Below are 15023 nucleotides of genomic sequence, written 5' to 3' on the forward strand. Positions count from 1 at the left end.
TACGATTTCCAGACTCCGCACCTTGATCAAACCCGTGACGAACGACTTTCGCCCTATCGCCATCATCGGAATGGGATGCCGATTTCCAGGTGGCTGCGACTCCCCCGAGAGCTATTGGCGGCTGCTCGAAATGGGACGCGATGCCATCACATTGACGCCACAAGACCGATGGAGTCTGGAGAAGTTTTACGCTCCGGGACAGGCCCGACCGGGAAAAACCCAGAGCCGCTGGGGGGGCTACGTCGACGGCATCGACCAATTCGATCCGCAGCTGTTTGGGATCTCACCGCGCGAAGCGGCTTCGATGGACCCCCAGCAACGGATGTTGTTGGAAACCGCGTATCGCGCCGCCGAGGACGCCGGGGTGCCGCTGGAATCGATGGCCGGCCGACCGATTTCCGTTCACGTCGGGATCTCCAGTTTCGATTACGCCGTCGGTGCGCTCAGTTACCGTGACCGCGGTGTGATCGGCCCGTACAGCAACACCGGCGGCAGCAGCAGCATCGCGGCCAATCGCATCTCGTATTGTTTCGACTTGCGGGGCGAAAGCGTCGCGATCGACACGGCGTGTTCATCATCGCTGATCGCGGTCCACATGGCCTGCCAGAATTTGCAGTCCGGTGCCAACCACATGGCGCTCGCCGGCGGCGTCAACGCGCTGATTCTGCCCGACTTCTTTGTCGCGTTCAGCCAGCTCGGGGTGCTTTCCCCCGATGGACGCTGCAAGACCTTTGACGCCTCGGCCAACGGTTACGTCCGCAGCGAAGGCGCCGGGATGGTGCTTTTAAAGCGACTCGATGACGCGATCGCCGATGGTGATTCGATCTACGCGGTGATTCATGGTTCGGCGACCAATCAAGACGGCCGCACCGACGGCATGACGGTGCCCAGCCAGACGGCCCAGCAATCCTTGATCGAATCCGCCCTACAAACGGCGGGCTTGACCGGTCAAGACATCAGCTACGTCGAAGCTCACGGCACAGGCACCCCGATCGGCGATCCGATCGAGGCCCGCGCGATCTCGCATTGCTACGGACGCCCCGGCTCAGACGTCTGCCGCATCGGCAGCGTGAAAACCAACATCGGTCACCTGGAAGCGGGCGCGGGGATCGCCAGTGTGATCAAGGTCGCGCTGTCGCTAAAGCATCAAAGCATCCCGGCGCACCTGAATTTCGAAACGCCCAACTCGGACATCCAGTTCGACGCCAACGGATTGCGGGTTCCCCGTTCGACCGAACCGTGGGATTGTGACGGACCTCGGTTGGCCGGAATCAACGGTTTCGGCTACGGCGGCGCCAACGCCCATGTGATCGTGGGACAACCACCGCAAGACGTTCCCAAAGGTTCAACACCAGCGGTTGACACCCCGCCGTTGATGTTGCCGATTTCGGCGCACGACCAAACTGCGTTGGCCGAGACCGCTTCGCAACTGGCCGACTGGCTGGATCAAGGCGACGTTTGCTTGGCCGACGTCGCGGCAACCGCGGCGCGTCGGCGCACGCATCACGATTGGCGCAGCGTGGTGGTGGGCAGCGACCGTCGCGATTGGGTGAGGCAGCTTCGCGACATCGCCGGCGACTGTGATTCCCATGCCCGGCGTGCGCACCTGAATGCCCATGGCCAAGACGACACCCCGCCGCCGATCGCATTCGTCTGCAGCGGGCAGGGTCCGCAGTGGTGGGCGATGGGACGCGGACTATTGGAATCCGATCCGATCTTTCGCGACACGATCGAGCGCTGCGACCAGGAATTTTCGAAGCACGTCGGTTGGTCGTTGATCGATGAACTGTGCCGTGATGAAGACGCATCGCGGATGAATGAAACCGCGATCGCGCAGCCGAGTCTCTTTGCTCTGCAGACCGCGTTGGCGGCGGTGTGGGAATCCAAAGGCATTCGCCCGTCGATCATCGTCGGTCACAGCGTGGGAGAAATCGCTGCGGCCCACGTCGCCGGGGCACTCGATTTTGCCGACGCCTGTTTGGTCGCCATTCATCGTGGCCGCACGATGGACGCCGCGACCAGCAAGGGGGCGATGATCGCGGTGGGACTATCGCCCGATGAAATCGAGCCCTGGATCGCGAAACTCGGCGACAACGTTTCCATCGCCGCGATCAACGGCCCGGCGTCGCTGACCGTGTCGGGATGCGCCATCGAGATCGAAGCGCTCTATCAACGGCTGGACCAGGCAGGGATCTTTTGTCGACGTCTGGAAGTCGAATATGCGTTTCACAGCGTCCAAATGGATCCCGTCCGCGACGAACTGTTGCGATCGTTGGCAACGATTCAACCCAAGCCGACGCACACGCCGTTTGTGTCCACGGTGACCGGCGACGTGATGCCGGGCACGGAAGTCGACGGAGAGTACTGGTGGCACAACGTTCGCAAGAGCGTGCGGTTCTCCGACGCGATGGACATCCTGGCCGATCAAGGCGTCGAGCTGGCGATCGAAATCGGACCGCATCCCGTTTTGCGCTACGCGATCGCCGAATGCTTTGCCAAACATCACCGATCGATCTTGGCAGTCGCATCGCTGAGTCGAAAGAAAGACGATGCCGTTCAAATCGCAGACTCGTTGGGCCAACTGTATGCCTGGGGCTATCCGATCGACTGGAACGTGAACGCGCCGGCCGATGCCGAGTTCGTCAAATTGCCCGCCATGGCGATGAACAAGCAATCGCTCTGGTTCGAATCGCACGAATCGAAACTCAGTCGCCAGGCAAACCCGGGTGAACCGATCTTGGGACAACGGATCGATGGCCCGAACCCCAGCTGGCAAACCCGCATCGATCTTCGGCTGCAGGAATCGTTGGCCGATCACCGCGTTCGCAACGCGTGCATGATGCCGGCCGCAGCGATGTTGGAATTGGCCATCGCCGCAGGCACGATCGTCGGGGAATCGGATGCCGTCTCGCTGAAACGATTTCGATTGCAAAACCCTTGTCTGCTCGGCGAGGACGCTCCGGTCCGCATTCAAGTCGACTATCAGACACAGCGGCGACAGATTTCGCTTTCTTGCAGCGGCATCGATCAATCGAACTGGCAACCGTTAGCCGTCGCGGACTTGAGCAGCACCGCCGGTGCGCGGCGTTCGGATCACTCCGCCTTGGTAGATGCCCGGCGGCGAGCCACCGAGTCGGTGTCCTCCGATCGGCTTTACCGCTATTGCGATCAGCTGGGCCTGAACTACGGGCCACGTTTCCGCGGCGTCACCGGGGGCTGGCGTGGCCCATTCGAAGCCATCGTCACGGTCGATTTCCCGGCCGCGGAGGATGCGAAGGATGTCGCCGATCCGCTCGGGTTTGGTCCCGCGCTCTTGGACAGTTGCTTTCACGGCATGATCATCGCCAGCCCGAATTTTGACGACGTCATCGACGGCTTGTACCTGCCCCAACAGATCGCATCGTTTGACGTGTTCCGCAAAGCGTGTTCGCCGTTGACGGCGCACGTGCGACTGATCTCGAAAGACGACTTTCGGATGGTCGCCGACATTGACATTTACGACGCCGATCAAAACCACTGCGTCGCGATCCGTGGATTCGAATCGGTATCGGTGACGCGAACCAACCTGGAAGGTTCTGTTGACGAATTGTTGTACCGATACGTTTGGAAACCCGCGGCGCCGACACAGCCGCATGACACCGACACGAAACATCGGAAATGGCTGGTCTTTTGCGACCAAAGCGGACTGGCGGATGAACTGCTGGACCGATTGCCCGCCGACGAAAGAATCGTCACCGTTCAGCACGGCGCCAACTTCAAGCGTCTGCGCGATGACTCGTTCATCATCGATCCCGAGAACCGAGACCAATTCGATCGATTGCTGACGGACGTCGGTGATGGAGTGACCGATGCGGTCTATTTATGGGGTCTGGATGCACCCGACAACGTTGAACTCGCCGGCGACACGCTGAACAAGTCGACCGTTCTGACGACGCTGGCGCCGATGCACTTGGTCGCTGCCTGGCAATCGGCCGCGGATTCGAACCGACAATCCAAGATCGCTCGACTTTCGATCGTGACCTGTGGCGCCCAGCCGCCCGACGAAACGATGCTGCCGATTTCGGTCGCGGCCGGTCCGCTGATCGGTTTCGGACGGGTGATCGCCAGCGAATGCGGTCGTTTCAAAACCCGGCTGATTGATTTAGCACCCGCCGAATCGCCGAATATCGCGTCACCGATTGCCGATGACTTGCTGGCGGAGTTGGTCGAACGAATCGACGATGAAGACGAAGTGATGATTCGCGACTCGATCCGATGGGTCCGTCGCTTCGTCCCGGCCGAGGAACAACCGCTTCATCCGGAAAGCCGGCGTCGCATCCCGAGCGCCCTGCGGCTGGGCGATTCGTCGTCGATCGACCAACTGCGATACGAATCCGTCCCTGCGGCCCGTCCCGCCGACGGCCAGGTTGAGATCGAGGTTCTCGCGACGGGATTGAATTTCAGCGACGTGATGAAGGCGTTGGACCTGTATCCGGGATTGCCCGATGGACCGGTCGTGCTGGGCGCCGAATGCAGCGGGCGAATCCGACGTGTCGGGCCCGGTGTCACCGAGTTCAAGGTCGGCGACGAAGTGATCGCCGTCGCGCCGGGATCGTTCGCCACCCATGTCATCGTCAACCAACACCTGGTCGCGGCGAAACCGAAGTCGATCTCGCATCAGCAAGCCGCCACGATCCCGATCGCGTTCTTGACGGCCGAGTATGCGTTGAATGAATGCGCCCGCATCCGCCCCGGCGAACGTGTTCTGATTCATGCAGCCAGCGGTGGCGTGGGCATCGCAGCGATGCAACTGGCCAAACTGGCCGGCGCCAGGGTATTGGCCACGGCCGGCACGGATGAAAAGCGTGAGTTGGTGAAACAGCTCGGTGCCGAAACGGTGATGAATTCGCGCGATCTTCAATTCGCCCGCGAGACGCTGGAACAGACCGACGGAGAAGGTGTCGATGCGATCCTGAATTCGTTGCCCGGCGAAGCGATCACGAAAGGACTGTCGATTCTGAAAACCGGTGGACGCTTTTTGGAGATCGGAAAACGCGACATCTATGCCGACGCCTCGCTGGGGTTGGAAATCTTTAAAAACAACCTCGCCCTCTTCGCAATCGACCTGGATCAACTGTTTCGCGAGCAACCCGAACGGATGGGCCAGATGCTTCGTCGCCTGGTGCCGCGTTTCGATACCGGTGAGCTGGCGCCGCTGCCGGAGACGTCGTTTGAGGCCGATGAAACTCGCGATGCGTTTCGGTTCATGCAGCAAGGAAAACACATCGGCAAGGTCGTCGTGGATTATCGCGACGCCCCGTCGGACGTGTTTGCCGGACAGTACGCGCCACTCCGATTGTCGGCCGAACGAACGTACTGGATCGCCGGCGGATTGGGCGGATTCGGATTGCGCGTGGCGCAGTGGCTGGTCGATTGCGGTGCGCGGCACTTGGTGTTGGGCGGACGCAGCGCGGTCGTTGCGGGGGACACGCAATCGGTATTGGACGAGTGGTCGGCGGCTGGGATTGATGTCCGGGTGATGCCGGTGGATCTGACGTCGACGGATTCGGTGCAATCGGTGGTCGATCAAATCGATCGCGACTGTCCGCCGCTGGCCGGGGTCTTTCACACGGCGATGATTCTGGAGGATCGCTTGTTGGTCGATCTGGACCGCGCCACGCTGGATCGGGTACTCGGCCCGAAGGTCTTGGGCGGTTGGAACCTGCACGCGGCGACGTGCGAACACGACCTCGATCACTTTGTTCTCTTTTCGTCGCTGTCGAGTGTGTTCGGGCACGCCGGTCAGGCGAATTACGCTGCGGCCAACGCGTTCCTGGATTCGCTGGCCCACTATCGGCGATCACTCGGCATGCCAGGTTTGGCCGTCAACTGGGGGCACGTCGGGCAAGTCGGCTATCTGGCCCAGCGCGGTGAACTGAGCGAGCGTCTGGAGCGTCAGGGCGTGTTGACGTTCTCCGCCGACGAGGCGATGCGTTGTTTGGAACAGGCGATGCAAACCGACGCCGTCCAACAGAGCGTGTTGCGGATGGATTGGACGCGTTGGCGAGGGCTGGGCATCACCGGAGAGGTGTCACCACGTTTTGCACACTTGTTGCGTGGAATGGCGGAAGAAACAAGCGACGGGGACCCTTTGGCCACCGCAGGAGAAGTTCGCGACGCGACGGCCGACGCCAGGTACGCGATGGTTGCTAAAATCATCGGATTCAAGGCGGCCTCGTTGCTGGGGATCGCCCTGGAGAACATGCCCTGGGATCGGCCCTTGTTGTCGATGGGATTGGACTCGCTGATGGCCGTGGAAATGCGAAACTGGATCGAAAGCCGACTGGAGATTGATTTGCCGATTTCCGAATTGATGCGCAGCGAAAGCTTGCGAGAGGTCTGCCGCAGCGTTTCAACGATCATCGAGACAGGCACGACGCAGCTGAATGAAGCGGCGACAAGCGACGCGGAGTCCGATGGCGCAGAGACGGGTGACGCGGAGACGAGCGGCGCGACGGCGGCAGAATTGCTGGAACAATTACCGGCGATGTCGGATGCCAACGTCGACGCCTTGTTGGCACAACTGCTTGACGGCACCGCCCCCGGACAGCCTCGTGAATGACGCTTTGGACAGTCTGTCAGGCCAACAAAAACGCGAATTGCTAGCCCGTTTATTGAAGCAAAAGGCGGCCGCGCAGCAAAACGCGGCCGCGCAGCGCGAACGGCAGCCGCATGATTCCGGCGAGTTTCCGCTTTCGGCGGGTCAACAAGCGTTGTGGTATGCGTACCAGCGGGCTCCTCAGGTCACCGCGTACAACGTCGCGCTGCCGTCGCGGTTTCGCTCGGCGATCGACCTGGATGCGATGCGGCGTTCCGTCGAAGCGTTGGTCGATCGGCACAGTGCGTTGCGGACGGTGTTTGCCGAATCGGAATCGACGCATCAGCCCGTGCAGCGAATCCAGACCACGCTGACGCCGGAGTTTCGCGTCGTGGAGACGCCGTCGGCAAGCCAAGCCGAACTGGCCGCATGGGTGACCGACGAGATCAACCGGCCGTTCGATCTGACACGTGGCCCACTGCTTCGTCTGGCAGCGTTTCGAATCGCCGCCGATGATGTCGTCATGGTCGCGACCACGCACCACATCGTGGTCGATTTCTGGTCGTTGGTTTTGATCATGGACGAAATCCGTCAACTGTATCCCGCGTTGGCCAACGGTCGGCAACCGAATCTGGCAGCGGCGCCGTGCAACTACGAACGTTTCGTATGCGCCCAAGCCGATCTGGTGACCAGCGACCGTGGCGAGCAGATCGCCGAATATTGGCAAACTCAATTGGCCGCTGTCCCAGCGGTGATCGAGTGGCCGACCGATTTTGAACGTCCGGCGTCGTTCACGCACCGTGCGTCGGTGGTTCCGCTGAATTTTCCGCCCGGAATGGGCGCCAAGGTCACGGCGCTTTCGCGGCGATTGGGCGTGACCGGAAACGTCGTCGTGATGGCGTTGCTGCAGGTGCTGGTCGGACGGTTTGCGGGCCAGGATTCGTTTTCGATCGGGACACCGTTTTCGGGCCGGAGCCAGCGGGAGTTCGAAAAGACGGTCGGCTTCTTCGTCAACCTGCTTCCGATCACGGTTGATCTGTCCAGCAACCCGACGCTGGAACAATTGATCGCGACGGTCGGACAAAACATGATCGACGCCTTGGCGGGCGAATCGTTGCCGCTGGCTGAAATCGTTCGCGCCAGTGGCGTCGGGCGTGACCCGCGTCGCCACCCGCTGTTCCAAGTCTCCTGCACGTTCGAGAAATCACAGATCGCCAGCGAACAAGGTCGTGCGGGTTTCGTCATCGGCAACGATCACGTCTTCGATGACTTCGCCGGCATGCGACAAGAGAGTTTTCCGGTCCAGCACACGAGCTGTCACTACGACGTCGAGTTTGTCTTCGAACTGCATGGCGACGAATTGCGTGGCATGATCTGTTATTGCCGCGACCTGTTTGCCGCCGACACGATCGATTCGATGGCAAATCAGTTTGTTGCCTTGTCCGATCAGCTGGTCGCCGATCCGCGACAGCCGGTCAAAAATGTCCCCTGGTCCGGTTGCCAGCCCGCGGCCCCACATGATTCGGACCACAAACGCGAGACCCTGATCGACTTGCTGGGCGATTCGGATCACGAGATCGTGGCCGCCGCACAACGATTCGCGACACTTCTGCAGCGGCGTGGTGTCGAACCCCGTGCATTGGTTCCCGTTTGCATGAAACGCGGTCGCGATGCTTGGGTCGGAATCCTGGGCGTGATGTATTGCGGAGCGACGCCGATTCCGATCGACGCCGATCAACCGGCGGTCTCATCCGAGGTGCTCCGACACGATGCGGTGATTAAAACGGTCGTTGCCGCCCCGAACGATCCTTGGGCAAACGCATTCGGCGCGGACATCGTTTCGGTAGACCAAGTGGATCACCAGGACACTTCGACGTGTTTGCCTTGTACGCCCGACGACCTGGCCTATGTGATCTACACGTCGGGTTCGACTGGACGGCCGAAGGGCGTCATGGTTTCTCACGCCGCGATCAGCAATGCGATGCGTTGGCAAGAGCGTGCGACGCCGTTTTCACCGTCCGACCGTGCGCTCGTTCTGCTGTCCCATCAGTTCGATGCGACGTTGCCGCTGGTCGTGACCACCGCCCAACAGAACGCGTCGCTGGTCTGGCCCGATCAAATCGACCGCCTGGACCTGGACCAATTGATCGAACAGATCTTGCGCGATCGCATCACGATTCTGCAGACCGTGCCCAGCGTCTTGCGGGCGATCGCGGCGCATCCCCGATTTGCCGAGTGCACGTCGGTGCGTCAGATTTGGACCGGGGGCGAAGCGATGCCGAGCGAGTTGCCGGAATGGATTCATTCCAAACTGGATTGTGAACTCTGGAATTTTTATGGTCCGACCGAGGCCGCATGCCAGGTCACCGCGCATCGCGTCAGCCACGTCCCGCCGGATCGTCGCATTCCGATCGGCCGCGAGATTGATGGGGTGCACGTTCATCTGGTCGACACGCAATTGGCTCCGGTCCCCGTGGGTGTTCCGGGACAGATCGTGATCAGCGGTCGCGGCTTGGCGGACGGTTATCTCAATCAACCCGAATTGACCGAACAATCCTTCCTCGCGTCGCAACAGATCCGCGACGGCGACGGCAAGCCGAGCCGAGTTTATCTGACGGGCGATCTCGGTCGCCGACGCGGCGATGGCACGATCGAGTTTCTGGGACGCGTCGATCATCAGATCAAGCTGCGCGGTTATCGCATCGAACTGGAAGAAATCGAGCGAACGATCGAACGTTTCCCCGGCGTCGAGCGTGCGGCGGTCAAAGTGATCCGGCCCGGATCGCGGGGCGAACGCCTTGCCGCCTTCGTCGCCGGGGTGGATGCATCCCAGCGAGAATCACTCAACCGTCACCTTTCGACCAGCCTGCCCCCGTACAAGCGGCCCGCAACAATCCACGTGCTCGATCAACTTCCGCTCAATGCGAACGGAAAGATTGATCGCAAGCGGCTAACGGAACCGGTGTCCGACGACACGTCGGTCGACGATTCGCTGCGACCGCGTAACGCACTCGAAACGTTTTTGGAACGTCGGTTCGCCGCCGCGTTGGAGCAAGATTCAATCGGGATCGACGTCAATTTTTTCGAAGCCGGTGGAACGTCGTTGCAGGCAGCGGTGTTGACGTCGGAGCTGTCCGATGAGCTCGGTTTCTCGATCCCCACCGCGCTGCTGTTCGATTTGGGCGACATCCGTTCGGTCGCCAGCCGTTTGGTGGATCTGCATGAAGCGAGCCTTCGCGACCGTTTCGGAGACGCATCGATCCGCGAATGTCGTCCTGCCGTTTCGGCGAATGAAACAGAATCGGAGAAGGATGCGGATGCGTTGTTGGTCGAACTGAAACGATCCGATGATGCGGCCCCCGTGTTCATGATTCACCCGCCGGGCGGCATCGTGGTCTGTTACCGCGAATTGGCCGGGAGGCTTCCCGAGGATCAGCCGCTGGTGGCGATTCGTTCGCGGGGGCTGCACGGCGCGGAACGTTTGCCGAGCACGTTGAGCGAGATGGCGAGCGACTATGTCCGATCGATCCGGCGTCGCCAGCCGTCGGGTCGCTATTTCATCGGCGGGTGGTCACTCGGCGGCGTCATCGCATTCGAAGTCGCGCGGCAGCTTGCCGCCGGCGGCGCGGATCTGGCCGGATTGATTCTGTTGGATTCCACCGTTCCCGAGCGGTGCGATCCGGAATCGGCCTCGGCGGGACTGGAGTATGGTCTGGATCTGTCGCTGGACGAACTCAGTGAACTTTCCGCCGACGAGCAATTGCCGTTTTTGTATCAACACGCGCAGCGACTGGGCGTGCTGCAAGAGGACACACCGACGGCGGTCGTCCAGAAAGCCATCGCCGATCTACAGCGGTTGTTCGCCCACCATGTGGAGCTTTGCCAAGGGTATGAGATTCAACCGATGGACGCGCCGGTGTTGCTGTTGCGTCCGCGGGATGTTCCAGGCAAGGCCGATCAGCGCCCCGATCGTGGTTGGGGACGTTGGACCGGTGAGGTCACCGTGAGCACGGTCAGCGGGCATCATCACAGCATGGTGAAGTCGCCCGGAGCCGGCGAGATCGCCGAGCAGATTGTTCGGTTTGTGGCTTCGGCGGGAATCAGGGGAGGGATGGCAGAATGATGGGAGCATGACCCTCGTTCCAAGGCTCCGCCTTACGCCGTGAACGATTTGTTAGCGGCAGGGCGCGAGCCCTCCGGTGTTTGGGTACTGAGTACTGAGTACTTGCAACCCGCTGTTTTCACTCTAAACGGAAGGTCTGTTCGACTTTGGTGTATTCGCGGCGTCCGACGCGTGCGATGGTGTGCAGGGCTTTTTGGTCGACCAGGCTGTCTTCGACGTGGAAATAGACGACGTTACCGATCACCAGGTTCGCTCCGGCGGGGCCGGTGCCCAGGGTGATCGCCGAATGCAGGGTGCATTCCATGGCGGCGATCGAGGACTTTACGCGGGGCGGTTGGACTTTGACCGAGTCGATCGGCTCGACCCCGACGTGCTGGAACTCGTCGATTTCCGAGCCCACTTCGTCGCTGCTTCGGTGCATCGCTTGGGCCACCGACTCGGTCACGATGTTGACCACGAACTGGCCGGTGCGGCGGACGTTTTCCAGGGTGTCTTTGGGCAGGCCTTGGGCGTTGTTGGCCGGGGCGAAGCAGACCGTCGGCGGATTGGCGCCGACGCCGCTGAAGAAAGAAAACGGCGCCAAATTGGGCACGCCGTCGACTGACAGCGTCGACACCCAGGCGATGGGCCGGGGCGTGATCAATTGAACCAACCGCAGGTAGGTTTCTTGCAGCGTCAGTTTTTCGACGTCAAATTCCATTTCGGTCTCCGGAGAGTCAAATCCGATCAATCGCTGCCGAGCAGGCCGACCATGGTTTCGTGCATCGGCTTGGTCGCGGTGACACAGAACTTGGGCAACCAATCGTCCAATTCGGATCCGTCATAGGCGGTCAGTTGTGCCCCGGCCTCGCGTGCGATGACGGTTCCGGCGGCGGAGTCCCAGGGGCAGACGTTGGTCGCCCAGTAACCGTCCAGGCGTCCGGCGGCGACGTAGCACATGTTGAGTGCACAGGAGCCGAGGCGGCGGAGTGACCGGCAACGCTCCAGGACTTTGACGAACCGGGTGACTTCCGGTGAATCCCCTTTGACGCCGGCGGGAAAACTGCAGGCGACGAGCGCCTGGGACAAGTCTTCGCAATCGCTGGCTCGGATCGGCCGCCCGTTGAGGTGTGCGCCGGCACCATCGACGGCGGAAAAGAGTTCGTTGGAAACGGGATCCAGGATCACGCCCAACCGCATTTTTCCGGCGTGGTACAGGCCGATCGACACGGCAAAGGATTGCAAGCGATGCACATAATTGACGGTTCCGTCGAGCGGATCGACGACCCAGCACGGCGGCGCGTCGGCGTCGCCACTGCGGACCGCGGCGGGAGGATCATTTTCACCCTCTTCTTCGCCGACGAACGCATAGCCGTCGTAACCCTCCATCAGGATCTTGCGAATCGCTTTCTGTGATGCCAGATCCGCATCGGTGACGAGATCTTTGGGGGCTTTTTCCGAGACGGTTCGGTTTTCCCATCGGCTCAGCAATTCCACGGCGCCGGCCTTCGCCGCCGTGATCGCCAGGTCCAAGTGTTCTTGATTCACAATTCGATTTCGAGTCGTCGGAGTTCTTCCAGCCACAGCCGGATGTCATTGTTGTATTCGGTCGACATGTCACCGATGACCAACTGTCGATGAAATGCCGCCGCACCGGTATCGACATGCTCGGCGGCTTCGGCATTGGGGAATCGTAAATTCGGGTCGGGCGAGATCAATCCGACCAGAAAATTCATCAACAATTCGTTGCGACTGATGTCCACCGGCAACACTTCTTCCAGTCGCGACGGCAAAGTGAGTTTGGCTTCCACCAGATCACGCAGGCTTTCTTTGCCCGCAAAAATGTTTCGTCCGCTGAGCAGTTCGATCAACACGTAGCCGACACTTGCCAGGTCACTGCGTGGGGTCGCCAATTCGTTTTCCAAGATCTCCGGCGCCGCGTACATCGGGGTGCACTCGCGTTCGCGGGGCGGATTCTTGTATTCGATCGCTGAACCCAAGTCGATCAATTTGGTGTGGCCGCTACGTTTGAGCATGATGTTAGCGGGTTTGACGTCGCCATGCACGATCCCTTCGCGATGCAACGCCGCCAGTGCCGCCAGACACTCACGCATGATGGCCACCGCGATGCCGGCCTTGAATCGCGAGTGGTCGGGTCCCTTGGTGATGATCACGTCGTTGATGTACTTGAATCGACGGTTGTCCAAGTGCTGGCCCAACAGTTTCAGGCAACTGGGTGCGAGCAGCTGGCGAAGGTCATAGCCGTCGACCCATTCCATCATCATGATGCGGATCCGGTGACGTTCGAAAAAGTTTTGCACCGCCAGCAGGTTGTCGTGCTGAATCAACGCGACCTTGGAGGCGATCGTGGCGATCCGCCGCATCGCTTCGTCGTAGGCGCGGGCGCTTTGATAGTGCTCCGGGGAGAACACTTTCATCGCGACCGGGACGGTGAACCCGTCGGTCCCGCGATACTCCGTCAGATAGACCTCGCCCTGACCGCCACGGCCGAGCAGGCGAAGCATGTGATGGTGCCCCGTCCAACTGACCTTCTGACGCTCGATCAGGTGGTCATACCAATGAACGAGCTTCGCGTCACCGCTGGTGTTGACGGTGCCGCGAAAAGTAACCGTTGGATTGGGTTCGAATCGTGTGGTGGATTCCATCGTCGCGACGGTCCGTCGTTTTATGAATAGCGAGAGGGGCAAAATCAAACGCAGCGTTCTGCGGTCTCTCCGTCCTGACCGGCCAGCTACATTTGGACACTACAGTCTACACGGCCCGCCCAGATTCAAAAGGCGAGAGTTGGTCCCAAATCCCGCAGTTGCGGGTGAATGCAATTATGGCTCCTTGCGATGACGGCTGGTGCGAGCGATTCGGTGCAAATCCTCGCGGCGGGTCAGGAACCCCCAATTAAGTGCGCGATCTTGCTCGTACTGCTTTCCTAAGGTCAAAGCGATCGATGCTTTGGCCATTTCGTACCCCAGGTAAAAGGCGTGCCCGCGGTCCACGTTGTCGGCTATCGGCGCGTTCAGTAAACGCTCGAACAGCAAAAACGGGTCCTGCTCACAAAGATGGATCTGACGCGAAACCAGGTGGATCGCATCATCCTGGGCGAACAATCGATAATTATTGTCCTTGATGGCCGCGGAAAGCCCCTCCAAAGTGTCCTGCGGAAATGAACGCAGCCTTCGGTCACGCAGCAGCACCAATTCGTCGGACAAGTTTTTGGGAGGAATGCCGTTTTGGACCGCCGCGTGCACCAGACGCCTGGCATGGTCACACTCGCGCACCGAAGAACGCGCCCAATTGATCACCTGGGTGGTCAGGACACTTTGAATTCTCAGCTCCTGACAGATCCCCAACAGCAGCGTGTTGATGCCGGCCGAATCGGCGTCGGTCAATTCGGTCACGTTGCCAATGCCCATCATCATCGGCAACTCCGGATAGCGCCGCCGCACCTCCGAATAACGCACGATGCTGGCCGCCAACCCCGAACCGATCGGCTCCAAAATCGGATCCAATCGCATCGGGACGTTCCGCCGCGCCAGATACTCGATCGTTTCATCCAGACTGGCCAAATCGGTTGGTGAATCAGGAATCACGACGACCTCCGTGCCCCAGCGCTCCGCATGCTCCCGGTTCTGGGAATTGACACTCAACACCAACGACGCACCGGCGCGACAAGCGGCTTCCGCTTCCCATGGATCGAACGTATCGACAGAAACCGGAACGCCCTGCGATACCACCGCGCCGATGTAGTCCGCAATCGATTCAAAGCGTGCGGATGGATCACACCCGACATCAATTCGATCCGCACCCTCGCGGATCAATTGCAATGCCGTGGTCAAAAACTGATCCCGGCTCAGCCTCGGCACATGATTGATCTCCGCGATGATCTCGATGTCATACCGACTGAGATCGATTTCCGAACGTGATTCCCCAAACAGTTCCGCCATGTCGCGACAATCATTCGGTCCGACAACGACTTCGGCCGCCACGTGATCGCGCAACGTTTCGATTCCCGATTCGCAAAACCCGGGCACGATCAAATGAGTCGTTTGCTTGGGCAAATCCAGCTTCCGCGCGAGCCATTTCGGGGTCATCAATGCGGCAACGGTGATCGGCATGACACCGATCGAATAGTCAAACGCATGCCGTCCGGCAAGCGCGTCAACGATCTCGCGGACAGCATGCTGGGCAAGCGTTCCGGTGACAAAGTGCAAGTGCGATGTTTCGGAGAGTTCGAGAGCCGATGGCATGTCGCGTTGGCCGAGAGAAGGAAGTGTTTGGACGCCGGGAATCGTTCAAACGGAATCACCGTCATAAAGGTTAACCGGTTGC

6 protein-coding genes are annotated in these 15023 nt (G+C 60.4%); 2 read left to right on the top strand and 4 right to left on the bottom strand.

Translation table 11 applies throughout. The annotated features are described in order from the left end of the window. Positions 1-34 precede the first annotated feature (34 nt). On the top strand, positions 35-6601 hold the full coding sequence (locus Enr13x_RS28615; RefSeq protein ID WP_197455421.1) for a type I polyketide synthase: 6567 nt from the start codon (positions 35-37) through the stop codon (positions 6599-6601). Next, the gene (locus Enr13x_RS28620) at positions 6594-10700 is read left to right on the top strand and encodes a non-ribosomal peptide synthetase (protein WP_197455422.1); all 4107 of its coding nucleotides are present in this window, start codon (positions 6594-6596) and stop codon (positions 10698-10700) included. Before Enr13x_RS28615 ends, Enr13x_RS28620 begins: the two co-directional genes overlap by 8 nt. Before the next feature lie 118 nt (positions 10701-10818). Here Enr13x_RS28620 and Enr13x_RS28625 read toward each other — a convergent pair whose 3' ends face one another. From Enr13x_RS28625 to Enr13x_RS28640, 4 genes are all read right to left on the bottom strand, one after another. After that, positions 10819-11400, bottom strand: a complete 582-nt coding sequence (locus Enr13x_RS28625) for a flavin reductase family protein (protein ID WP_145390278.1) — start codon at positions 11398-11400, stop codon at positions 10819-10821. Positions 11401-11426: 26 nt separating this feature from the next. Then, positions 11427-12227, bottom strand: a complete 801-nt coding sequence (locus tag Enr13x_RS28630) for an inositol monophosphatase family protein (protein WP_145390279.1) — start codon at positions 12225-12227, stop codon at positions 11427-11429. Beyond that, positions 12224-13345, bottom strand: coding sequence for a serine/threonine protein kinase (locus Enr13x_RS28635; RefSeq protein ID WP_145390280.1), 1122 nt, complete (start codon positions 13343-13345; stop codon positions 12224-12226). The genes Enr13x_RS28630 and Enr13x_RS28635 overlap by 4 nt, the downstream gene beginning before the upstream one ends. A 174-nt stretch (positions 13346-13519) precedes the next feature. Beyond that, the gene (locus Enr13x_RS28640; RefSeq protein ID WP_145390281.1) at positions 13520-14941 is read right to left on the bottom strand and encodes a DUF6513 domain-containing protein; all 1422 of its coding nucleotides are present in this window, start codon (positions 14939-14941) and stop codon (positions 13520-13522) included. Positions 14942-15023 lie beyond the last annotated feature (82 nt).

Source organism: Stieleria neptunia, from assembly GCF_007754155.1.
In the GTDB taxonomy this organism is placed as follows: Bacteria; Planctomycetota; Planctomycetia; order Pirellulales; family Pirellulaceae; genus Stieleria; species Stieleria neptunia.